Below are 23152 nucleotides of genomic sequence, written 5' to 3' on the forward strand. Positions count from 1 at the left end.
TCGCAAAGTTCACCGAAAGATTACTTATCCGTTATGTTTTATTGAAATTCCAAAATTGTAATCTGTGCGCCACCTCGCCGTTATCTCGTGTTTGCAACTATCTGCCCGGGCACCATCACAACAAGAATGCCCCATCGATAAGAAGCTGATAGCTGCCACTACCGAGGAGCGCTACATGAGCACTAACCGCACATTTTCACTCTCCATGATTGCCGCCCTGGCGGGGCTCACCCCGCTGTCAGGCATGGCCGTGGAAGAAAAACCCGAAGGGTTTATCGAAGGCAGCACCTTGAACGTGCTGGCCCGCAACTTCTACTTCAACCGCGATGACCGCAAGGGCCAGTCGAGCCCCACCGGCAATGGCTATTCCGAAGCCTGGGCCCAGGGTTTTATCGGCAAGTTCGAATCCGGATTCACTCAGGGTCCGGTGGGTTTCGGCCTCGATGCGTTTGCGATGTATGGCCTGAAACTCGACTCCGGCACCGGCCGCAGCGGCGGCAAGGGCTCGTTCGGCGTACTGCCGGTAGACAGCGACAACCACCCCGAGGATGGCTACAGCAAGCTCGGCGGCGCGGTAAAAGTGCGTCTGCTGGATACCGTGATCAAGGCCGGTGACGTGTTCCCGCTGACCCCGGTGGTGGCCTACGGCGACTCGCGGGTGTTGCCGGAAAGCTTCCGTGGCGTCACCGCGCAAAACACCAGCATTGACGGCTTGAGCTTGCAGGCCGGGCACTTGAGCGGCATGAGCCAGCCTACTCAAAGCGGCATGGATAAAGGCTTCGCGACGTTTTATGCGGGCAAGGTGGATTCACCCTGGATCGGCTATGCCGGCGGCGACTACCAGGTGAACAAACACCTCAGCGTCAGCCTGTACACCAGCCGCCTGAAGGATGCCTGGGACCAGTACTACTTCGGCAGCGCCGCCAGCTACCCGCTGAACGATGACGTGTCGCTGTTTGGCGACTTCAACTATTACAAGGCCGCGGACGAGGGCAAGAAACGCCTTGGCGAGTTCGATAACAACATCTGGAGCGCCAGGCTCGGGGTCAAGGTCGGCGCCCACAGCCTGGCCCTGTCGCACCAGCGCAACAACGGCGATGACGACTTTGACTACCTGCGCATGTCGGACTCGATCTTCCTCAACAACTCGATCCAGTACAGCGACTTCAACTCGCCCAGGGAACGCTCGTGGATGCTCGCCTATAACCTCGACATGCAGGCCTTCGGCATTCCTGGCCTGACCTTCATGACCCGCTATGGCAAAGGTACCGGCGCCGACTACAGCAACGCCAACAGCGTGTACATGCGCCGTGACGCGGCCGGCGACCCGCTGACCGATCAACGCCGCTGGGAGCGGGATATCGAGGCGAAGTACGTGGTGCAGGGCGGTAAATTGAAAGACCTGTCGCTGCGTTTGCGCCAGGCGACCGTTCGCTCAAGTGCCTTTGAGTCGGACTTGGAAGAAGTTCGGTTGATTGTCGAATACCCATTGGCAATTCTGTAAATGAACACAACGGCAAATGCTTACATTCATTTGCCGTTGACTAACATCTGTTCACAAATTGAAGCCTGTCAGAACTGTAATATGCGCCTCACCTTCTCGTTAAGTTGCGCTTCATATACTGGTCACAACTAACGGCACACGCCTTATTTGGAGACACGTCATGAAGCCATCCCACCTGTTATTGATCAGTTTTCTCGGCGCCACTTCCACCCTCGCATTCGCCGACGACGGCGCCGACCGCTCCCGGCAGTTCCTCGCCGAGTTCCGCCAGCAACAGCAGCAGGTCCACGGTGAACAGTCCGTGGCCGAGACCGCGCCCGCCGACGCACAGAAGCAGTCGATCTGAACGGCGCACACCGAGCACATTCATCTCTGAAGCTTTTGTGTAGCTCCTTTGGAAAGAGATGAATTTTTAACGCCCCGGATGGGGCGTTTTTTTTGCCCGCCCGTTCTGCAACGCAACAACCAGTCACAAACTGGCTGATTGACCCTGTAGCTACTTCAGCCTTCAGGCTTCGGAAAATTCGAATTTCAGTCTCTCTCTATCAGTAAAAGGTAAACCCCCATGCGTATCCTTGTGGTTGAGGACGAGCAAAAAACCGCCGCCTACCTGCAGCAGGGCCTGACCGAAAGCGGTTACGTGGTCGACTGCGCCGCCAGCGGCGTGGACGGCCTGCACCTGGCCGGGCAACACGCTTATGAACTGGTGATTCTCGATGTAAACCTGCCGGCCAAGGACGGCTGGGAAGTGCTTGAGCAACTGCGCCGCGACAGCAACCAACGGGTGATGATGCTCACAGCCCGTGGCCGGCTGACTGACAAGATCAAGGGCCTGGACATGGGCGCCGATGATTACCTGGTCAAACCCTTCGAATTCCCCGAATTGCTGGCCCGGGTGCGCACGCTGTTGCGCCGCAGCGAGCACATACCGGTGCCGGAAGTCTTCCGCGTGTCGGACCTTGAACTGGACCCGCGCCGCCACCGCGCCTATCGCGGCACCCGGCGCATTGACCTGACCACCAAGGAGTTCGCGCTGCTGCATGTGCTGATGCGTCAGTCCGGCGAAGTGCTGACCCGCACGCAGATTATTTCCCTGGTGTGGGACATGAATTTCGACTGCGACACCAACGTGGTGGAGGTCTCCATCAGCCGCCTGCGGTCCAAGGTCGATGACCAGAGTGACGTCAAGCTGATCCATACCATTCGCGGCGTGGGCTATGTGCTGGAGGCCCGCCAATGAAAGCCAGCAGCCTGTCGATGCGCCTCGGGCTGACGGTGAGCCTGATGGGCGCGGGCCTGGTGGTGCTGCTCGCGACACTGGCCTACCTGGCGCTGACCCACGAGCTTGAGAAGCTGGCGCGCAAGGGCTTGGAAAGCAAGATGGAGCAGATCCAGCACAGCCTCGCCCTCGGCCTGGACACCCGCGACATAAAAGCCCGCCCGCATTCGCTGATGGACCTGGTGATGGGGCATGACAATTTCTACCTGACCATCGTCGGCACCGCACCCGATGAAGCGGTGCTGCTGAGCGTCGGTGCCAAGCCACAGGAACCGTTGCTGACCGACTTCGCACCACGCCAGACCCTCGGTTACCTGAACTGGGACGACAGCAACGGCAACCAGGTGCTCAGCGCCTCCAGCCTGATGCGCCTGTCCAGCGGCGAACGCGTGCGGGTGCTGCTGTCCCTGGACCGCATGGACGATCAGGCATTGCTCAGTGCTTACCTGCGTTCCACGGTGATCGCCCTGCCGCTGCTGTTGCTGCTGATCGGCATCGGCGCGTGGTGGGTGGTGCAACGCGGGCTCGCACCGCTGCAACAGTTCAGCCGCGTCGCGGCCAAGGTCACCACACAGGATCTGACCCACCGCCTGGCTGTGGATAACTTGCCCAACGAGTTGGGCGAGTTGGCGCAGGGCATCAATTTCATGCTGCAGCGCCTGGATGGCGGTGTGCAGCAGCTGTCGCAGTTCTCCGATGACCTGGCCCACGAACTGCGCGCGCCACTGACCAACTTGATGGGCAAGGCCCAGGTGACGTTGTCCCGGGAGCGCCCGCCCGAGGAGTACAAGGCGGTGCTGGAATCCAGCACCGAAGAAATGGAGCGGCTGGCGCGGATCGTTTCCGACATGCTGTTCCTGGCACAGGTCAGCCACCCGGCGGCGCGGGTTTCGTTTGCGCCCGTGTCCCTGGCCGCTGAAGCACGCCGGGTGATGGAACTGTTTGCGTTGAGTGCCGAAGACAAGCAACTGAGCCTGAGCCTTCACGGTGATGCCTCGGTGCATGGCGACCGCCTGATGATTCAGCGGGCGATTTCCAACTTGTTGTCCAATGCCATCCGGCATACCCCGCACGCTTCCACGGTGTCGTTGCAGGTGGAAACCCACGGGCAGCAAGTCTCGCTGTCGGTGGGCAACCCGGGTCCGGGGATTGAAGCGCACCACCTGCCGAACCTGTTCGAGCGTTTCTACCGCGTCGACAGCAGCCGCGCCCGCTCCGAAGGGGGGACCGGGCTGGGGCTGGCCATCGTGCGGTCGATCATGACCCTGCATCAAGGCCGGGCAGAAGTCAGCAGCGAGCCCGGAGATTTCACTGTGTTTCGGTTGGTGTTTCCCCTTCATACCAACGCTATCTGCCAATAACCCATTGTGGTGAGGGAGCTTGCTCCCTCACCACAGGTTATTGGTCAGGCATCAGGCGGTCTTCCTGTTCTTCACGCCGATGCGCCCAGTGATACAGCGCCGGCAATACCAGCAGGGTCAGCAGCGTCGACGAAATAATCCCGCCAATCACCACCGTCGCCAACGGGCGCTGCACTTCGGCGCCGGTGCCGGTGGCCAGGGCCATGGGGATAAACCCCAGCGACGCCACCAACGCCGTCATCAACACCGGGCGCAAGCGCGTCAGGGCGCCTTCGTTGATGGCCACCGACAATGAGCGCCCCTCTTCCCGCAGGTTGCGAATGAACGCAATCATCACCAACCCGTTCAGCACCGCCACCCCCGACAGCGCGATAAAACCCACGCCCGCCGAGATCGACAACGGAATGTCCCGCAGCCACAGCGCCATGATCCCGCCGGTCAACGCGAAGGGAATCCCGGTGAACACCAGCAGCCCGTCCTTGAGGTTGTTGAACATCATGAACAGCAACCCGAACACCAGCAGCAACGCCACCGGCACCACGATGCGCAAGCGCTCGGAGGCCTCCTTCAACTGCTCGAACTGGCCGCCCCAGGTGGTCCAGTAGCCCGCGGGGATGTTCACCTGAGTGTCGATGGCCGTCCCGGCTTCCTCGACAAACGAGCCGATATCGCGCCCACGCACGTTGGCGCTGACGATCACCAGGCGCTTGCCGTTTTCACGGCTGATCTGGTTGGGGCCGAGCACCAGGTCCAGGCTGGCGACTTCCGACAGCGCGATAAAACCCAACTGCCCCGCCGCGTTATTCGCCAGCGCCGGGATCGGAATCAACAGCCGCGACAGGCCTTCGATATCGGTGCGCAGCGCGTCCGACAAACGCACGACCATATCAAAACGCCGGTCGCCTTCGTACATCGTCCCGGCCTGGCGCCCACCCACGGCGACGGCAATCGTGTCTTGCACATCGCCTATGTTCAGGCCGAAACGCGCGGCCTTGTCGCGGTCGATATTGATGGTCAGCACCGGCAGGCCGGAGGTCTGTTCCACCTTCACTTCCGAGGCGCCCTTGAGGGTTTGCAAGGTCTCGGCGATTTCCCCGGCGGTCTTGTTGAGCACCGCCATGTCGTCACCAAACACCTTCACCGCCACGTCACTGCGCACGCCGGAAATCAGTTCGTTGAAGCGCAGCTGGATCGGTTGCGACAGTTCATACACGCTGCCCGGCACAATCGCACTGGCGCGCTGGATGTCGGCGATGATTGCCTCGCGGGACTTCTTCGGGTCGGGCCACTGGTCCTTGGGCTTGAGCATCACGTAGCTGTCGGAGATGTTCGGCGGCATCGGGTCGGAGGCGATTTCCGCGGTGCCGGTGCGGGCGAATACCCGCTCGATTTCCGGCACCTCGGCCATCAAGGTCTTTTCCAGTTGCTGCTGCATCTGTACCGACTGCGTCAGGCTGGTGCCCGGCACCCGCAACGCTTGTTGGGCGAAATCACCCTCGCTGAGGCTGGGGATAAATTCGCTGCCCATGCGACTGGCCACCAGGCCCGACGCAACGATGGCCAGCACCGCCAGGCCGAACACCAGCGGCCGGCGCGCCATCACCCAATCCAGCACCGGCGCGTAGACACGGCGTGCGCTGCGCATCACCAGGTTTTCCTCTTCCTTGACCTTGCCGGTGACGAACAGCGCAATGGCCGCCGGCACGAAGGTCACGGACAGAATCATCGCCCCCAGCAGCGCGATCACCACGGTGAACGCCATCGGGTGGAACATCTTCCCGGCGACCCCGGTGAGGGCGAAGATCGGCAGGTACACCACCATGATGATCAGTTGCCCGAAGATCAGCGCGCGCCGCGCTTCCTTGGCCGCCGCGAACACTTCATGCAGGCGCTCGCTGCGGGTCAACAGTCGCCCGTGGCGCTGCTGGGCATGGGCCAGGCGGCGGATGGCGTTTTCAACGATCACCACCGCGCCATCCACGATAATCCCGAAATCCAGCGCGCCGAGGCTCATCAGGTTGGCGCTGACCTTGTTGGTAAACATCCCGGTAAAGGTGAACAACATCGCCAGGGGAATCACCATCGCGGTGATCAGCGCAGCGCGGATATTGCCGAGGAACAGAAACAGCACCGCCACCACCAGCAGCGCCCCTTCGAAGAGGTTTTTCTTCACGGTGCTGATGGCTTTTTCCACCAGGTTGGTGCGGTCGTAGACGGTGACGGCCACCACACCTTCAGGCAGCGAACGGTTGATCTCTTCGAGTTTTTTCGCGACCGCCAGGGACACCGTGCGGCTGTTTTCGCCGATCAACATGAACACCGTGCCCAGCACCACTTCGCGGCCATTCTCCGTGGCGGCACCGGTACGCAGCTCGCGGCCAATGTCGACCTGGGCGACGTTGCGCACCCGAATCGGCGTACCGTCGGAAGTGGTGATGACGATGTTGGCAATGTCGTCGATGGACCCGACTTGCCCCGGCGCACGGATCAGCAATTGCTCGCCACTGCGCTCGATGTAGCCGGCGCCGACGTTGGCGTTGTTGCGCTCCAGCGCCGTGACCAGGTCGCCCAAGGTCAGGTTGTAGGCCGCCAGGCGCTTGGGGTCCGGGGCGATCTGGTATTCCTTGGCAAAGCCGCCGATGGTGTTGATCTCGGCCACGCCCGGCACGTTGCGCAGTTGCGGCTTGATGATCCAGTCCTGGATCACCCGCAGGTCGGTCGGCGTATAGGCTGAGCCGTCCTCCTTGCGCGCGCCGTCTTTCGCCTCCACGGTCCACAGGAAGATTTCCCCGAGCCCGGTGGAGATCGGCCCCATCATGCTTTCGATGCCATCGGGCAGTTGCTCGCGAGCCACCTGCAAGCGTTCGTTGACCAGCTGGCGGGCGAAGAACAGGTCGGTGCCGTCCTTGAAAATCACCGTGACCTGGGACAAGCCCGAGCGCGACAGCGAGCGGGTCTGCTGCAAGCCCGGCAGCCCGGCCATGGCGGTCTCGATGGGAAAGGTGATGCGCTGCTCGGTTTCCAGCGGCGAAAAACCCGCCGCCGCCGAGTTGATCTGCACCTGGACGTTGGTGATATCCGGCACGGCGTCGATGGGCAATTTCTGATAGCTGGCGATACCGACACCGGCCATCAACAGCACCGCCAGCAGCACGATGATGCGCTGCTCGATGGCGAATTGGATAAGGCGCTCAAACATGGGAAATCACTCGCAGGATCAATGGGCGTGCTCGGCCGAGGCCTTGCCCAACTCGGACTTGAGGATGAAGCTGCCGACGGTGGCCACCTGCGCGCCGGCGTCGAGGCCCTGGCGCACTTCGACGAAACCGTTTTCGCTGACGCCCAGTTCGATATGCCGGGTCATGAAGCCGTCGCTGGTGCGCACGAACACCGAGGGTTTGTCCTCGACGGTCTGGATCGCCTCCTGGGGGACGGTGACCTTGGCCGGGTAGGTGTCGGTGGCGACCTGCACGGAAACGAACAGCCCTGGACGCCACGAAGCGTCGGGGTTCGGCACCGTGACGCGTACGGTGGCGGTGCGGGTCTGCTCCCCCAGCAAGTTGCCGACATAGGCCACGGTTCCGAGCACTTCGGTACCCATTTCCGAGGACGTGACCTTCACCGGTTTGCCGACCCGGACCTTGTTCAAATCCTTGGGGAACACGCCGAAGGTGACCCACACCTGGGACAGGTCCGACAGGGTGAAGGCGTTGCTGGTCTCGCTCACCACTTCGCCGACACCCAGGTGTTTTTCCACTACTACGCCGTCGAACGGCGCCCGCAGTTCGTAGCGATTGCCGCCGACCAATACAGCGCTGCCGCTCAGGGCATTCATCTTTTGCCGGGCATTGTTCAGGGCGATTTCGGCCTCTTGCAGCGCCTGGCGCGCCAGCAGGTAATCCTGTTCGGCGGAGATCCTGTCCTGCCACAACTGGCGCTCGCGCTGGAAGGTGGTGCGGGCCAGTACCACCCGGCGCTCACTGGCCGCCAGTTCACTGCGCTGATCGGAAATCTGCTGGCTGGCGATCACTGCCAGCAGCTCGCCCTTCTTCACCGATTGGCCGAGGTTGACCTTCACCGACTCCACCACGCCGGCAGCACGCGGGACGATGTGGGAGGTGCGGTCTTCGTCGAAACGCACCTCGCCCGGCAGCGAAAGCACAGTGCTGATCTGCCGGGATTGCGCCGGGGCCAGTTGAATACCGGCGGCCTGGACCTGCTGTTCGGTCAGCTCGATCTTGCCTTCTTCTTCCGCCTCTGCCGCACCGCTGATGGCCGGCCACGCCAGCATCAGCGCAACGGCCAGCGCCATCCTGTGTTTGTTGTTCATGGAACGCTCCTGAAAAAATCAAAACCGGGCGAGGTCGCCGTAAATCCGTTCGATGCGCACCCAGGCTTCGGTGGCCTGGGCGGTCGCCGCGAGGTATTGGGTGCGGGCCGCAATCAAGGTGCGCTGGGCGTCGAGTACGTCGAGGAAGTTGAACTTGCCCATCTCGAAACCGCGGGTGGCGCTGTCCACCGCGCTTTGGGCGGCGGGCAGGATCTGTTGGTTGAACGAGCGCACTTCGGTATTCGCGGTTTGCCAAAGGTCCAGGGCCTGGCGGGTTTCGGTGCGCAGGCGCAGTTCGGCAGCGTTGCGCAGGTCGCGGGCCTGGTCGGCGCGGCGACTCGCGGCCAGCACGTTGCCCTGGTTGCGGTTGAACAGCGGGATTGGCATCGAAACGCCCACCACGTTGACCCGCTCGCGCACGCTGGCGTCGTATTGGCTGCCGATGGACACGTCGAGGTCGGGAATGCGCTGGGCTTTTTCCAGGCCCAGGGCCGCTTCGCCCTGGACGATTTGCAGCTCGGCCAGGCGCAGTTCGGCGGTCTGTTCCAGGCGCGCCAGCAGCTGCGCGGGCGACGGTAATGCCGGGGCGGCCTGGGCTTGGGTGGCGACGGCCTGGAAATCGGTGCTGGCCGCGCCAGTACTGGCGGCGAGACGCCGGTAGGCATCGGTCAGGCCCATCTGCGCGCGGTTGAATTCCAGGCGGATTTCCGAGAGTTGCACCTGGGCGCGGGTGGCTTCCACCGGGGACGTTTTGCCGGCGATGACGCGACCATTGGCCACCACCAGGCCGCGCTCGGCCAATGCCAATGAGCGCTGGGCCAGGTCGAGGCGTTCCTGGGCGCGAAGTGCACCGTAGTAACCGTCGATGACCTCCGCTCGCAGACCGTTGCGGCGCTGTTCCAGGGTGAGTGCGGCCGCCTCCTGGGCACGGGTGGCGACATCAATCCGGGCGCCGCGCTTGCCACCCAGTTCCAGGGTTTGGCTCAGTTTCACGGTGGTGGTGCGCGAGTTGCGGCGGGTGTCTTCGGCATCCCAGGAGGCCACCGGATTCGGGATCAAACCGGCCTGCTGGCGACCGCCTTGGGCGATGTCGATTTCCCACTGCGCAGCGGCCATGTCGGGGTTGTTGGCGAAGGCGGTTTGCAGGGCCGATTCGAGGGTCAGGGTTTGCGCGTTTGCGCCCTGGACCGTCATCAGCAACAGCACCGAAGCGCCGATAAACGTGCGGACAAAAGTTGGCATAACAAGAGTTCCATGCCCATGAATTAACAGGTGGGCAATGTAACTTTCGGTACTTATCAGAGGAGTGGCCAGAACATTACAAATCCGTTAGCAGCGGCTCTGGCGCGGGCTTTTGCTTTAAGCTCCGGGCAACTTTTCCACTGCCCAGCGGGATCCTCGACATGCGTATTCTGGTTATCGAAGACGAACCTAAAACCGCCGATTATCTACACCAGGGATTGAGCGAAAGTGGCTATATCGTCGACTGTGCCGCCACCGGCGCCGACGGCCTGCATTTGTCTCGCCAGCACGCCTACGACCTGGTGATGCTCGACGTGAATTTGCCGTTGATGGATGGCTGGGACGTGCTGCAACGCATCCGCCAGAACAGCAGCACCCGCATCATGATGCTGACCGCCCAGGGCCGCCTCGCCGACCGGATCAAGGGCCTGGACCTGGGCGCCGATGATTACCTGGTCAAGCCGTTTGAGTTCCCCGAATTACTCGCGCGGGTGCGCACCTTGATGCGCCGCAGCGTGCATTCGCCGGTGCCGGATGTGTTGCGGGTGGCCGACCTGGAATTGGATCAGGGCCGCCACCGGGCGTTTCGCGGTTTGCAGCGCATCGACCTGACCACCAAGGAGTTCGCCCTGCTGCACCTGCTGATGCGCCAGAGCGGCGTGGTGCTGTCGCGCACGCAAATTATCTCGTTCGTGTGGGACATGAACTTTGATTGCGACACCAATGTGGTGGAAGTGTCGATCCGCCGCCTGCGGGCGAAGATCGATGACCCGTTCGAGCGCAAGTTGATCCATACCTTGCGCGGCGTGGGTTATGTGCTGGAAGACCGTGAGTGACGGTCAGGCGTGCACCTCGTCGTGCTCGTCATGCTGAAAACCTTCGCCCTCGATCTGGATCGTGGCGTGGGAAATATCGAATTGTTCATGCAGTAACTCCGTCACCTGGCTGAGGATCTGTTGCTCGCTGCCTTGAGCAGAATCCGCCACCAGATGAGTACTCAGCACATTTTTGCCGCTGGTGAGGGCCCAGATATGCAGATCATGCACGTCCTTGACCCCGGGAACGCCGCGAATCGCCTGCTCCACCTTGTCGATATCAATGCCATCCGGCACGCCTTGCAGCAGCACGTTCATGCTTTCCTTGAGCAGCGTCCAGGTGCGGGGCAACACCCAGAAGCCAATCGCCGCCGCCACCACCGAATCCACCCAGCCCCAGCCGGTGTACATGATCACCAGCGCCGCGATGATCACGCCGATGGAGCCGAGCATGTCGCTCCAGACCTCCAGGTAAGCGCCCTTCACATTCAGGCTTTCGCCGCTGGCCGCACTCAGCAATCGCATGGAAATCAGGTTGACCACCAGCCCCAGCACCGCGATCACCAGCATGCCGGTGGACTGGATCTCGGCGGGCGCCTGCAAGCGTTGATACGCCTCATACAGGATGTAGAACGCCACGCCGAACAGCAGCAGCGCATTAAACGCTGCCGCCAGGATCTCGAAACGCGCATAGCCGAAGGTGCGCTTGCGGTCGGCGGCGCGCTTGGCGACCTGGATCGCCACCAGGGAAATCCCTAGCGCCAGGGCGTCGGTCATCATGTGCGCGGCATCGGACAACAGCGCCAGGCTGCCGGTGATAAAGGCGCCGATCACCTCGGCGATCATAAAGCTGCCGGTCAGTGCCAATGCGATCCATAACAGCCGTTCGTGGCCGGCGCGTACCTGGGCGTGGCTGTGTCCTGCGCTCATGAAATGTCCTCGTGGGTCGTGGTCCGGTTGATCATAGAGCTATAGGCCAAAACCACCGGCACGAGTTGCAAAATTGTCATCTCGCCGTCAGCTGGGCGTTAAGCCATGCGCACCAAAATTGAACATGAACGCTCTGGAACCGTTGTATCAGGTATGCTTTTCGAGCAGGAAACAAAAAGAAACACATTAGCCAACCTGTTCGATAAGGAGTCCCGTTTTGGAGTTATCGACTGCCGCGTGGATGGTTCACGACACCCGCCTCATGTTCTGCGTATTACTGGCCATCGCCAGCATCATTGTGTTGATCAGCGCGACCAAGCTGCCGCCCTTCCTGTCGATCCTGATCGGTACGTTTATCGCCGGTGTCGGCGCGGGCTTGCCGCCGGAAGAAGTGGCCAAGGCCTTCAGTAAAGGCGCCGGGGCGATCCTTGGTGAAGCCGGGATCATCATTGCCCTGGGCTCGATGCTCGGCGCGTTGATGGCCGAGTCCGGCGCTGCCGACCGTATCGCCACCACCCTGCTGGGGTTGGGCAAAGGCAAGTCATTGCCGTGGGTGATGGCGCTGGTGGCGATGGTGATTGGCCTGCCGCTGTTCTTCGAAGTGGGCCTGGTGATGATGGTGCCGATCATCTTCGTGATGGCCAAGCGTTCGAACCAGCCGCTGCTGAAAATCGCGATCCCGGCGCTGGCGGGGATGACCACCCTGCACGCCTTGATGCCGCCGCATCCGGGGCCGCTGATTGCGGTGGGCGCATTGCACGCCGACCTGGGCCTGACCATGTTGCTGGGCTTCTGCCTGGCGGTACCGGCCGTGATTCTGGCCGGCCCGCTGTACGGCAACTGGCTGTCCAAGCGCATGCACGTGGACGAGCCGGCCGACATTGGCGCGCTGTTCAGCGCACCGCCCAAGGCGCCGCGCCAGCCGAGTTTTGGTGTGTCGCTGCTGATCATCCTGTTGCCGGTGATCCTGATGCTCGGCAGCACCCTGGCCAAGGTTGCCATGTCGCCGGAAAGCCCGGTGGCACTGACCTTGAAGTTCCTCGGTGAGCCGTTGATCGCGCTGGGCCTGGCGGTGATTGCCGCGGTGATCTGCCTGGGCTGGGCCAGCGGCATGCCGCGGGCCGATGTCGGCAACACCCTGCGCAAGGCGCTGGCGCCGATCGCGGTGCTGCTGCTGACCATCGGCGCCGGTGGCGGGTTGAAGCAAACCCTGCTGGATGCCGGCGTGAGCCAGACCATCAGCAAGGTGGCCGAAGGCGCGCACATGCCGTACCTGTTGCTGGCCTGGTTGATTGCGGTGGCGCTGCGTCAGGCCACGGGGTCGGCGACCGTCGCCACCACGACAACGGCGGGCATCCTGGCGCCGATGATGGCGGGGTTGGCGGCGACGCAAAGCTCACTGGTCGCCCTGGCGATTGGTGCCGGCTCGGTGTTCTTCTGCCACGTCAACGATGCCGGCTTCTGGATGGTGCGCGAATACTTCGGCTTGCAACTGAAGCAGACGATCTGGGTGTGGTCGGTGTTGCAGACCATTGTGTCGGTGGTGGGCCTGGTGGGCACGCTGCTGATGTGGCACTTCCTGACGTAATGATCGTTCCCACGCTCCGCGTGGGAATGCATCCCGTGACGCTCCGCGTCACACAAGCGGACGCGGAGCGTCCAGGGAGGCGTTCCCACGCAGAGCGTGGGAACGATCAGGTGGGTAGGCGCTTGCCAAAATGCGCCGCACTCACTGCGCCCACCGCGCCCATCGCCACGCAATACCCCACGCAGATCCACGGGCTGGTCGGCATCAACGCGATCAACATCAGCGGCGTGGTACTCGCCCACAGCGCATACGCAATGTTGTAGGTGAAGGAAATCCCCGAGACGCGCACCTGCGCCGGGAACAGGTTGACCATCACCGACGGCACCGCGCCCACCACCCCGCAACTCAAGCCGGCAATTGCATACGCTGCGCCCAGCCACACGCCACCGGCAATCAGGCTCGCATAGAGCACGGCAATCCCCACCGGCAGCAGCAGGCTATAGACCAACACCGCACGCCAGGCGCCGATGCGGTCCACCAGGAGCCCGGCCAACACGCAACCGATATTCAGGAACACGATGCCCAACGCGCTCAGGGCGAAGGTGTGGCTGGGGCTCATGCCGAAGGTTTTCTGCATCATGGTCGGGGTGATCACCACCAGTACGACGACGGCCGAGGTGAGCACGCAGGTGAGGATCATCGCCGGCAGCAGCGCGCTGCGATGTTCCCGCAGGACGGTACGCAGCGGCAGTTCGGCGCCGGCCTGGCGACGGGCCTGCATTTGCAGGAACACCGGGGTTTCGCTGAGCCAGCGCCGCAGCCAGACACCGATCACGCCGAACACGCCGCCGAGCAGGAACGGGAAGCGCCAGGCGTAGTCGAGGATTTCGGCCGGGGTGAAGACTTGCGCCAGCAACGTCGCCGTCAGCGCGCCGAGCAGGTAGCCGAAGGTCAGCCCGGCCTGGAGGAAGCCCAGGGCATAACCACGATGGTTGTCCGGAGCGTGTTCGGCGACAAACACCCAGGCGCTGGGCACTTCCCCGCCCACTGCCGCACCCTGGAGGATGCGCAGCGCCAGCAGGATCAACGGTGCGAAGTAACCGATGTGTGCGTAGGTGGGCATGATGCCGATCAGCAGGCACGGCAGCGCCATCATCAGGATGCTCAGGCTGAACACCCGTTTGCGCCCCAGGTGATCGGCGAAGTGCGCCATCAGGATTCCGCCCAGCGGGCGCGCGAGGTAGCCGGTGACAAAGATGCCGAAGCTTTGCAGCAGACGCAGCCACTCGGGCATTTCCGGCGGGAAAAACAGCTGGCTGAGGGTCAGCGCGAAAAATACGAAGATGATGAAGTCGTAGATTTCCAGGGCCCCGCCCAGGGCAGCCAGGCCCAGGGTTTTGTAGTCGGAGCGGGAGAAGCGCTGCGCCTGTGGATAAGAGGTGGCAGTCATGGAAAAGCTCGGCAGACAAACAAAATGGCCTGCAGGTTATGAGCTGGGCCCGGTGATGGCAATCTCGCCGGATATATTTGCTTTACTCATTGATCAATGAAGATAACTACATTCCCAAATGAATAGCCGTAGAGGAACATGCAGCAAAACTGCCGCCCCCATAATAAATACAAATAGAGGTACTGAACGTGGCCGATGCTATCGAAGACAGCCGCTACGCCCGATTCGCCCTGCGTTGTTCAAACTTCGCCGAGCGCTGGTTCCCTGACTCCTGGGTGTTTGCCGCCCTCGCCGTGATCATTGTCGCCGTGGCGACCCTGGGCATGGGCGCCGCGCCGACCGAGGCCGCCAAGGCGTTTGGTGACGGTTTCTGGAGTTTGATCCCGTTCACCATGCAAATGGCCTTTGTGGTGATTGGCGGTTACGTGGTCGCCAGCTCCCCGCCCGCCGTAAAGTTGATCGACCGCTTGGCGCGCATCCCGAAGAACGGCCGTTCTGCCGTGGCCTGGGTGGCGCTGATTTCGATGGTCGCCTCGTTGCTCAACTGGGGCCTGTCCCTGGTGTTCGGTGGTTTGCTGGTGCGTGCGCTGGCCCGGCGTACGGATTTGCGCATGGATTACCGCGCGGCCGGTGCTGCGGCCTACCTCGGCCTGGGTGCCGTTTGGGCGCTGGGGCTGTCGTCGTCGGCGGCGCAGTTGCAGGCCAACCCGGCCAGTTTGCCGCCGTCGATCCTGTCGATCACCGGGATGATCCCGTTCACCGACACCATCTTTCTGTGGCAGTCCGGCGTGCTGTTGCTGGCGCTGATCGTGGTGTCGCTGATCATCGCCTACGCCACCGCGCCCGGGCCGAACTCCGCCCGTGACGCCAAGGCTTGCGGTATCGACCCGGCCTTCAACATGCCCAAGCCGCAACCGCCGACCCGTCCGGGCGAGTGGCTGGAGCACAGCCCGTTGCTGACCATCCTGCTGGCGTTGCTGGCCGCCGGTTGGTTGTTCCACGAGTTCTCGACCAAGCCGGCGATCAGCGCGATCTCGGGGCTGAACACCTATAACTTCCTGTTCCTGATGGTCGGTGCCTTGCTGCACTGGCGCCCGCGCAGCTTCCTCGACGCGGTGGCCCGTGCGGTACCCACCACCACCGGGGTGCTGATCCAGTTCCCGCTGTATGGCTCGATTGCCGCGCTGATGACCGTGGTGAAAGGCAGTGACGGCGCGACCCTGGCGCACCATATCTCGACCTTCTTCACCTCGATCGCGTCCCACGACACCTACGCGCTGTTGATGGGTGTGTACTCGGCGGTGCTGGGCTTCTTTATCCCGTCGGGCGGCGGCAAGTGGATCATCGAGGCGCCGTACGTGATGCAGGTCGCCAACGACCTGGAATATCACCTGGGCTGGGCGGTGCAGATCTACAACGCCGCCGAAGCGCTGCCTAACCTGATCAACCCGTTCTATATGCTGCCGCTGCTGGGCGTGCTGGGGTTGAAGGCGCGGGACTTGATCGGCTTTTCGTTTGTGCAGTTGCTGGTGCATACGCCGCTGGTGTTGTTCCTGCTGTGGGCGTTGGGCACGACGCTTAAATATTTGCCGCCGGTGATGCCTTAATTTTCCGAAGCTGCACCCGCTCTTCAGGCGGGTGCGGCTGGCAGGTTGTTCAGCAGCTCAGGTAGCGCGTGCTGAACCGTGCCCCCTACCACTTCAAGATTTATGTCGAAGTAACCATGGGCAATCCGGTTGCGCATCCCGCGCATACTGCGCCAAGGCACCTGCGGTTGGGCGGCTGCAAACTCTGGATGTTGATCCATTATTTTGGTCGACGCTTCGCCGATGATGATCAAACTCATGATCACGGCTTGCTGGGTACGCTTGTCTTCAAAAAACTCAGGTTTGCTCACCCCTTCGACAAAGGTGATCGCGTCGGACGATGCCTGGCGCATGTGCTCCAGGTAGTCGCCAATCCGATTTGAGATCATACGGGCCGGGCCTCAGCCAAGACTTGAGCACGAAACTTCAGAGGCAGATCGCCAGGCGTCAGCAAATCGACGTTTACCCCGAGCAAGTCTTCCAACTCCACCTGCAGCCCACCAAGGTCAAAAAGGGTCGCTCCCGGTAGCGCATCAACCAGTAAATCGAGATCACTGCCGTCTTTATCAGTCCCCAACAAAACGGACCCAAACACCCTTGGGTTGGAGGTATGGAAACGTCCTACTACTTCACGCACGGCAGCCCTCTTGAGATCCAGGGCAGTTGAAGGTTTCATGGGGCACCTCTGCGGTATGCAATATCGGGCCAGTCTAGCAGTGCTTGGGATCAGGAAGCATGCCCACATGATCACACTGCTGTCTTCGTTCCGTCACATTCCATTGCTACCGTTCCGGCGAAACATATTGCAACAACTAACCTGCATGGACTCCCCGCAATGAGCGACGAGCACAAAGACCGCCCTTCCCAAGACATTGAAGCCAAACCGCCAGTCGACACCAGCCGGCGGCGCTTCCTGGGAGGCGCGGCCGTGCTGGGCGTGGGTGCGACCCTGAGTGCCTGCGGCAATACCAGCGAGGCACCCGGCAAGCCGGTGGATCACCCGCTGACGCCGCAAGAGCTGGACAAGGCCTTGCACGAACAGGTTAAAACCGTGGTGGTGATCTACGCCGAAAACCGCAGCTTCAACAACCTGTTTGCTGATTTCCCCGGGGTCGAGAAACCATTGTCGGCCCTCGCCCCTGCGGACTATCAACAGCGCGACCGCGACGGCAGCCTGCTGAGCACCCTGCCCCCGACATGGGGCGGCGTGTTGCAAGTTGGCCCGCAGACCGTGGATGGCGTCACGTACCCCAGCGAAGTGCAATACCAGGAAAACCTGCCCAACGCTCCGTTCGCCCTCAAAGGCCCGAATGGCGAAGACCAGCCCCTGAGCCTGGTGACCCGGGATTTGTGGCACGTGTTCTATCAGAACCAGATGCAGATCAATGGCGGTAAAAACGATGCGTTCGTCGCCTGGGGCGACTCCGGCGGCCTGCTGATGGGCCATTACGCCCAGAGCCGTTACGCCCTGCGCTTGTGGGACGTGGCGAAGGAGTTTGTGCTTTGCGATAACTTCTTCCAGGGCGCGTTTGGCGGCTCGTTCCTCAACCACCAATACCTGATCAGCGCCACCCCGCCGGTGTACCCAAACGCTGCGCAATCGGTGGCCAAGGCACAGATCGCCACGCTGCAAAGCGACGACCCGACCGACCCGCGCCTCAAGCCTCTGGACAAGTCCCCGGCCAGCGCCATGACCGGCCCGCCGCAATTCGGCCCCAGCGCACTGACCCCGGACGGTTTCGGCGTGAACACCCTGGCCCCGCCTTACTGGCCTACCTGGATTCGCGACCCCGAGCGCCCGGATTACTCCAAGCCCGACTTGCCTAACGTGCTGGTGCCACAAACCCACGAGCACATCGGCGACAAACTGTCGAAAAAGAACGTCGACTGGGCCTGGTACGCCGGTGCGTGGCAAGCAACGCTGGATCAGTTCAAGGACTCGGGCGGCATTCCGAAGATTCCGAACTTCCAGTACCACCACCAGCCCTTCAACTACTTCAAGCAGCAAGGCCCGGAAAACCCGGCTGAGCGCAATAAACGCCTGCGCGATGGCGGCTTGGGGGATGACGCCAGCACCAACAAGTTCTTCGCCGATGCCCAGGCCGGCAAGCTGCCTGCGGTGACCTTCTACAAACCCCAGGGCAACCTGAATATGCACGCCGGTTACGCCGACGTCGCTTCGGGCGACCGGCATATCACCCGCGCCTTGAAGGTGCTGCAGGAAAGCCCGCAGTGGAAGAACATGGTGGTGATCGTCACCGTCGATGAAAACGGCGGCTGGTGGGACCACGTTGCACCGCCAAAAGGCGATCGTTGGGGCCCGGGCACGCGGATTCCGGCACTGGTGGTCTCGCCGTTCGCGCGCAAGGGCACGGTGGACCATACCGTCTACGACACCGCGTCGATCCTGCGTCTGATCACCCGGGTGTTCCAGCTGGAAACCCTCGACGGGCTCAAGCAGCGTGACGACGCCATGACCGCGCGTGGCCAAAAGCCCATGGGGGATTTGACCAACGCCCTGCACTTCAAGGTGTAGACGCACTTGCTCAAAAGCGACAAGCGCGCAGTTTTTCTACGCGCTTTTCCCGGTCAACCGCTACTGTGTGAGGGTGGGCATTCACCCCGCGCAGACGGGCTTTCGCTGACAGGGAACCATCCATGTTCAAACTCACCAGGTTGTCCTTCACCCTGGCCGCACTGACCTTGAGTGCGGTCGTACAGGCTGATATCACCGTACCGCTGGGTACCCCGCAACGGGTCACCCAGTTGTTCGCGTACCCGAACAATTGCAGCGTCATCTGTTTTCGTCCCTGGACGCTGGAACAGACCGTCGAGCACTACCTGAACCAGAGCCTGCAACGCGACGGTTACAGCCGGGCCAAAGTCAGCGTCAAGACCGAGCATGACCAGGTGCTGGCCACGTTCAGCGGTGTGCCAGACGGTTATGGCCAGCCGTTGACCACCTTGCTCGATACCGCCGACCTGGCTTACCAGGGCGCCAGCAAACTCAATGGCGATGGCAAGTGGCAGTTCAACTGGTACCTGTTCCTGCCGCTGGGCATGGCCCTGGAAAACCGCAAGAGCATCGAGCTGCTGCACTTCCCGCCGGATTATTCCCTGACCCACTTCCAGGACTACCTGGAGTCGGCCACCACCGACCGCTGGGCGACCTTGCTCACGGCCAACGGCATCCCGGCGACCCAGACGCCGGAGTACCAGACCATCATCGACATCGCCCCGATCGCCGCCCCTGCCACGGCGGGCAAGGACCTGGAAGGCGTCTACGGTTACTTCACCGACTACCAGACCCGGATGGTCAAGGAGCTGAGCCAGCACGCGGGCGGCGCGTTGCCGATGGTGGCCTTCGGCGCGCCGGTGCGCAGCTGGATCAAGCAGCAATACGGGCAAACCGTTGCCGTACTGGGCCTGGCGCAAATCAGCCCGGCCGTCGGGAGCCAGGTCGCCGTACTGGGCGCCAATCACCCGAGCTACATCTGGTATGCCGCCAACCCCGACACCTATGACGGTGACGAGCAAAAGGCCGACGAGGCCGGTTTGAAGGTGATGGGCCAGGACTTGAGCGCCGCCTGCTGGCAGGCCTCGATGGGCCAGAAGCCCGCCAGCGATCCGAATGTGCAGCTCAAAGGCTGCATGAACACCTGGCAGGTAACGCGCAAGGAGCAGACCTGCGAACTGTTCTACACCTCTATCCGCGAGCTGACGCCCGATCAAGCGAACGCCAAGTGTGCCCAGCCGGCGATCAAAACCCAGCTGAGGCAATTGAAAAGCGCCGTGCCAGAACCGGCGATTGAAGCACCGGCGCTCTGAAGCAGGCTGCAAGAAGGGCATTTTCCTACATAAAAGATAGCCAATTTCTACTGTCAGATTTGACAGTAGAAATTGGTTCCCACTTAAGCGAGTCTTGAGCCGCGCCCATCCGCTGCAAGACTGGCAGTCAAGACACCACCGGCAGGTCGATGCAGCCCCTCCTGGAGAGTCATGAAAACTCAAGCCATGGACAAGGCTAAAACCGCTGTGAGCAAGTGTCTTTACCCGTTCGCGACCGCCCTCGCCGAACACGGCTACCCCCGCGCTCGCGACTATGAAGTGGTGCGTACCCGAGACGGTTCAGGCGACGGGATCAAGACCCGCGTCGCCTTTGACAGCCGCCTGTGTATCGCCAGGGTGTCCGGCTACGCATTGAATGAGCGGCGCCTGCATACGGTGCAGATGTCCTCGCGTATCCACTTGTACGACCCTTGGTTCAGCGGCCTGCTTTCGCATTCATGCAACCCGAACGCGTTTCTCGACATGACATACCTGGAACTGTGGTCCGTTCAGCCCATTCCCGCTGGCGCCCTGCTGACCATGGATTACGCCCACACCGAGGACGTATTGTTCCGACAGTTTCGCTGCCAGTGCGGCGAGCTCAACTGTCGGGGCTGGATCACCGGCATGAAGGAGCCGTTGAATCCCGAGGGTCAGCAATTCATGGAGCAGTGGCGCGAACGCAAAAGCCCTTAGACCGCACCCAGCGGGCGCAGGCGGTATTGCGGCGGCAGTTGCTCGAAGCCACTGATGGTGGTGTTCAGGCTTTTCCAGCGGCCGTCCTTGATCCCGTAAATGCAGCCATGAACCGACAGGCTCTGCCCGCGGTGCCAAGCGTTCTGCACGATGCTGGTGTGGCCGACGTTGGCCACCTGCTGGATCACGTTCAGTTCGCACAGGCGGTCTACGCGTTCCTCTTCCGTAGGCAACTGGGCCAGCACGTCGCGGTTTTCGTAGTACAGGTCACGGATGGTGCGCAGCCAGCCGTCGATCAGGCCCAACTGGTTGTCCTGCATCGAGGCGCGTACGCCACCGCAGCCATAGTGGCCGGTCACCAGGATGTGTTTGACCTTGAGCACGTCGACTGCGTACTGGATCACCGACAGGCAATTGAGGTCGGTGTGCAATACCACATTGGCCACGTTGCGGTGCACAAACAGGTCGCCAGGCAGCATGCCGACGATCTCGTTGGCCGGCACGCGGGCGTCGGAACAGCCGATCCACAGGTATTCCGGGGTTTGCTGGCGGGCGAGCTTGGCGAAGAATTCGGGATCTTCCTGTTTGATCGCATCCGCCCAGCGTTCGTTGTTATCAAGCAAGTCTTGTAGTTCGTTCATCAGGGAAAGCCTCAGGAATGATGCGCAGTTTTGACACTCGACCGCCCGTCCGGGTCACGCCAACAATAAAGATAGCCGGCGGCAATTTCTTGAATCTTGGGGAGCCATGCCTGTCCACACACTATAAGCCCCACAGTATGAGGAATCGCCATGACTGAATCACGACGTCCCTACGGCGCTACACAGCCGGAACCGATTGATGACAACGAAGATCGCATGGGCGAAATGCGCGAGCTGGATTTTGACAAGGAGGAACCGACTGCGGAAATCGGCGACGAGATTCCGCCACGGGAGCGTGAGCACCTGATGCCCGACGAACGGGTGCGCGAAGCCGGGATGACCGGTGCTTCCACTGACGATCATGACTCAACCGATGATGACATGAGCCCGGAAACGCTGATCCATGAGGATGGCGCGCGGGATGCACAGGAAGCAGGTGAAGACCATCCGGCGGATTACGATTTGAGTATCGTCGATGAAGACGAGATCGGCGGCGGCAATGGCCTGGATGAGGCCGAGTTGGCCGATATCGATCCAGTAGACGGCAACCGCTGACACCCTGCCGAACTGAATGTGGGAGCGGGCTTGCTCGCGAAGGCGGTGTGTCAGTCATTACATCTGGCGACTGGACCATCGCCTTCGCGAGCAAGCCCGCTCCCACCAAGCCCGCTCCCACATTGGGCCCTATGTTTAGTCGACCAGGGTGCAGGCCATCACGACCGCATCTTCGCGGCCACCGACGGCGGGGTAATAATCCCGCCGACGGCCAATTTCGTTGAAACCATAACGCTCGTACAGCCGGAACGCGCCGGTGTTGCTGTCGCGCACTTCCAGGAAACATTCCCGCGCCTTGGCCTCGTAGGCCCGGGACATCAGGTGCTCCAGCAAGCTCAAGCCCAGGCCACGGCCCTGGTTTTCCGGCTTGACGGTGATGTTCAGCAAATGCGCTTCATCGAGGATGATCTGCACCACCCCGTGACCCACCTGCTGCTCACCTTCGAACATCAGCCAGATCTGGTACTTGCCCAGCCCGTCGAGAAAAATACCGCGGGTCCAGGGGTGGCTGAACGCTGCGTATTCGATCTTCAGTACAGCGTCGAGGTCCGCCTCGGTCATCGGGCGGAAGGATAAAGCTTCACTCATCGGTACTTTTCCAGCGCGCCATCAGCCGGCGCATGGCTTGCCAGACATCAGCCTTACGCTGTGGCTCTTCCATTAATAGTTCCAGGCCCGGCAGGGCCCAGACGGAGCCCAGGCCTTCGACCTGCAGTTCGCGGTACCAGGCCTCGGCATTCGCTTCGCCGGCAAAACGCACGGCGGGCAGGCCGATCAGCCACAGGCACACGCAGGGTTCGTCTTCCAGGCGCGCCGAGACAAAACCTTGCACAAAATCCCGTGCAGCTTCCGGGCCCTGGTCCATGGTGCCCCGGGCCAGCAGCGGCCAGCGCACCGGCTCGCCAACGATTTGCGGACTGTCGGGCAGGCCGGCGGCGCGCAACATGTCCTTGAGCAGCAGATAGGCCGGGTCGCGGGCCTGGAAGCGCTCGCCTGTGGGTAACTCCACCAGCAGCAGGCATCGCCCGGCCCGCAGCAGTTGCAGGGCAAAGCGTGGCGGCGGTACGACCGGAGCCTTGACCACGGCAGGCGCCTCTTCGGCGGCGACCGGCTTGGCCACCGGCGACGGGCGCGGCACTTCGACCTTTGGCCGGACCACCGGGGTTTCTGCCACGGGCTTGACCAGCGGCACCGGCGCAGCCGCCTCCTCACCCGAAGGCTCGAAAGCCTCGAACGGTTCCGGGGCCTCCAGCAGCTCGGGCCGCGAAGGGGCGGCGAACGGTAATTCAGTGCGCGGCAGCCAGTTGACCACCTGCATGGCGGTCAAGTAAGCGCGACGTCGGGACTCGATAAGCAAAGGTCGGCCACTTGTGGATAACTAAAGAACAGGGATTCTACCGCCCTTCG

21 protein-coding genes are annotated in these 23152 nt (G+C 62.0%); 11 read left to right on the plus strand and 10 right to left on the minus strand.

Annotated elements, in window-relative coordinates:
• Nucleotides 1–175 precede the first annotated feature (175 nt).
• The 4 genes from HX807_RS28705 (at nucleotide 176) to HX807_RS28720 (ending at nucleotide 4144) form a co-directional block, all read left to right on the plus strand.
• On the plus strand, nucleotides 176–1504 hold the full coding sequence (locus HX807_RS28705) for an OprD family porin (protein WP_177051848.1): 1329 nt from the start codon (nucleotides 176–178) through the stop codon (nucleotides 1502–1504).
• A gap of 160 nt (nucleotides 1505–1664) precedes the next feature.
• Nucleotides 1665–1850 (plus strand): hypothetical protein, encoded by a 186-nt coding sequence (locus HX807_RS28710; RefSeq protein WP_008437498.1) that lies wholly within the window; start codon nucleotides 1665–1667, stop codon nucleotides 1848–1850.
• A 219-nt stretch (nucleotides 1851–2069) separates the two neighbouring features.
• A complete protein-coding gene (locus HX807_RS28715; RefSeq protein ID WP_177051851.1) occupies nucleotides 2070–2744 on the plus strand; it encodes a heavy metal response regulator transcription factor in 675 nt (224 codons plus the stop codon).
• Nucleotides 2741–4144: a heavy metal sensor histidine kinase gene (locus HX807_RS28720; protein ID WP_177020529.1), complete on the plus strand. Its 1404-nt coding sequence runs from the start codon at nucleotides 2741–2743 to the stop codon at nucleotides 4142–4144. The genes HX807_RS28715 and HX807_RS28720 overlap by 4 nt, the downstream gene beginning before the upstream one ends.
• Before the next feature lie 37 nt (nucleotides 4145–4181).
• Here the strand turns inward: HX807_RS28720 and HX807_RS28725 are convergent, their stop codons facing one another.
• The 3 genes from HX807_RS28725 to HX807_RS28735 are packed head-to-tail and all read right to left on the minus strand — an operon-like array spanning nucleotide 4182 to nucleotide 9716.
• The gene (locus tag HX807_RS28725; protein ID WP_177051853.1) at nucleotides 4182–7343 is read right to left on the minus strand and encodes a CusA/CzcA family heavy metal efflux RND transporter; all 3162 of its coding nucleotides are present in this window, start codon (nucleotides 7341–7343) and stop codon (nucleotides 4182–4184) included.
• Nucleotides 7344–7361: 18 nt separating this feature from the next.
• On the minus strand, nucleotides 7362–8474 hold the full coding sequence (locus tag HX807_RS28730) for an efflux RND transporter periplasmic adaptor subunit (protein ID WP_003214413.1): 1113 nt from the start codon (nucleotides 8472–8474) through the stop codon (nucleotides 7362–7364).
• 18 nt (nucleotides 8475–8492) lie between these two features.
• A complete protein-coding gene (locus HX807_RS28735; RefSeq protein ID WP_177051855.1) occupies nucleotides 8493–9716 on the minus strand; it encodes a TolC family protein in 1224 nt (407 codons plus the stop codon).
• A gap of 161 nt (nucleotides 9717–9877) precedes the next feature.
• Between HX807_RS28735 and HX807_RS28740 the strand changes: the two genes are divergently transcribed.
• The gene (locus HX807_RS28740; RefSeq protein ID WP_008437506.1) at nucleotides 9878–10552 is read left to right on the plus strand and encodes a heavy metal response regulator transcription factor; all 675 of its coding nucleotides are present in this window, start codon (nucleotides 9878–9880) and stop codon (nucleotides 10550–10552) included.
• Nucleotides 10553–10555: 3 nt separating this feature from the next.
• Here the strand turns inward: HX807_RS28740 and HX807_RS28745 are convergent, their stop codons facing one another.
• Nucleotides 10556–11461 carry a cation diffusion facilitator family transporter gene (locus HX807_RS28745; protein WP_008437507.1) on the minus strand — a complete coding sequence of 302 codons (906 nt, stop codon included), beginning with the start codon at nucleotides 11459–11461 and terminating at the stop codon, nucleotides 10556–10558.
• Nucleotides 11462–11678: 217 nt separating this feature from the next.
• On the opposite strand from HX807_RS28745, the gene HX807_RS28750 reads away from it, so the two are divergent.
• Nucleotides 11679–13049: a gluconate:H+ symporter gene (locus HX807_RS28750; RefSeq protein ID WP_023659163.1), complete on the plus strand. Its 1371-nt coding sequence runs from the start codon at nucleotides 11679–11681 to the stop codon at nucleotides 13047–13049.
• Between the two features lie 106 nt (nucleotides 13050–13155).
• Here the strand turns inward: HX807_RS28750 and HX807_RS28755 are convergent, their stop codons facing one another.
• Entirely contained in the window at nucleotides 13156–14439 is a 1284-nt protein-coding gene (locus HX807_RS28755; RefSeq protein WP_102368096.1) for an MFS transporter, read from the minus strand.
• A gap of 188 nt (nucleotides 14440–14627) precedes the next feature.
• On the opposite strand from HX807_RS28755, the gene HX807_RS28760 reads away from it, so the two are divergent.
• On the plus strand, nucleotides 14628–16046 hold the full coding sequence (locus HX807_RS28760) for a short-chain fatty acid transporter (protein ID WP_008437512.1): 1419 nt from the start codon (nucleotides 14628–14630) through the stop codon (nucleotides 16044–16046).
• Nucleotides 16047–16069: 23 nt separating this feature from the next.
• On the opposite strand, the gene HX807_RS28765 is transcribed toward HX807_RS28760, so the two are convergent.
• Together HX807_RS28765 and HX807_RS28770 are read right to left on the minus strand one after the other, a co-directional pair.
• A complete protein-coding gene (locus HX807_RS28765; RefSeq protein WP_177051857.1) occupies nucleotides 16070–16414 on the minus strand; it encodes a DUF86 domain-containing protein in 345 nt (114 codons plus the stop codon).
• Nucleotides 16411–16701 (minus strand): nucleotidyltransferase family protein, encoded by a 291-nt coding sequence (locus HX807_RS28770; protein WP_003214393.1) that lies wholly within the window; start codon nucleotides 16699–16701, stop codon nucleotides 16411–16413. The genes HX807_RS28765 and HX807_RS28770 overlap by 4 nt, the downstream gene beginning before the upstream one ends.
• 159 nt (nucleotides 16702–16860) lie before the next feature.
• On the opposite strand from HX807_RS28770, the gene acpA reads away from it, so the two are divergent.
• The 3 genes from acpA (at nucleotide 16861) to HX807_RS28785 (ending at nucleotide 20549) form a co-directional block, all read left to right on the plus strand.
• The gene (gene acpA, locus HX807_RS28775; protein ID WP_177051859.1) at nucleotides 16861–18561 is read left to right on the plus strand and encodes an acid phosphatase; all 1701 of its coding nucleotides are present in this window, start codon (nucleotides 16861–16863) and stop codon (nucleotides 18559–18561) included.
• 122 nt (nucleotides 18562–18683) lie between these two features.
• Nucleotides 18684–19853, plus strand: coding sequence for a hypothetical protein (locus HX807_RS28780; protein WP_003214388.1), 1170 nt, complete (start codon nucleotides 18684–18686; stop codon nucleotides 19851–19853).
• A gap of 171 nt (nucleotides 19854–20024) precedes the next feature.
• Nucleotides 20025–20549: a hypothetical protein gene (locus HX807_RS28785; protein ID WP_003214386.1), complete on the plus strand. Its 525-nt coding sequence runs from the start codon at nucleotides 20025–20027 to the stop codon at nucleotides 20547–20549.
• On the opposite strand, the gene can is transcribed toward HX807_RS28785, so the two are convergent.
• On the minus strand, nucleotides 20546–21190 hold the full coding sequence (gene can / locus HX807_RS28790) for a carbonate dehydratase (protein WP_003214385.1): 645 nt from the start codon (nucleotides 21188–21190) through the stop codon (nucleotides 20546–20548). The genes HX807_RS28785 and can overlap by 4 nt on opposite strands.
• A 150-nt stretch (nucleotides 21191–21340) precedes the next feature.
• Here can and HX807_RS28795 point away from each other — a divergent pair, with 150 nt between their 5' ends.
• Nucleotides 21341–21745, plus strand: a complete 405-nt coding sequence (locus tag HX807_RS28795) for a hypothetical protein (RefSeq protein WP_003214383.1) — start codon at nucleotides 21341–21343, stop codon at nucleotides 21743–21745.
• A 135-nt stretch (nucleotides 21746–21880) separates the two neighbouring features.
• On the opposite strand, the gene rimI is transcribed toward HX807_RS28795, so the two are convergent.
• Both rimI and HX807_RS28805 read right to left on the minus strand, forming a co-directional pair.
• The gene (gene rimI, locus HX807_RS28800; RefSeq protein WP_003214382.1) at nucleotides 21881–22333 is read right to left on the minus strand and encodes a ribosomal protein S18-alanine N-acetyltransferase; all 453 of its coding nucleotides are present in this window, start codon (nucleotides 22331–22333) and stop codon (nucleotides 21881–21883) included.
• Nucleotides 22326–23063: an energy transducer TonB gene (locus HX807_RS28805; protein ID WP_177051863.1), complete on the minus strand. Its 738-nt coding sequence runs from the start codon at nucleotides 23061–23063 to the stop codon at nucleotides 22326–22328. Before HX807_RS28805 ends, rimI begins: the two co-directional genes overlap by 8 nt.
• Nucleotides 23064–23152 lie beyond the last annotated feature (89 nt).

The sequence above is a fragment of the Pseudomonas sp. D8002 genome (assembly GCF_013385695.1).
Classification (GTDB): domain Bacteria; phylum Pseudomonadota; class Gammaproteobacteria; order Pseudomonadales; family Pseudomonadaceae; genus Aquipseudomonas.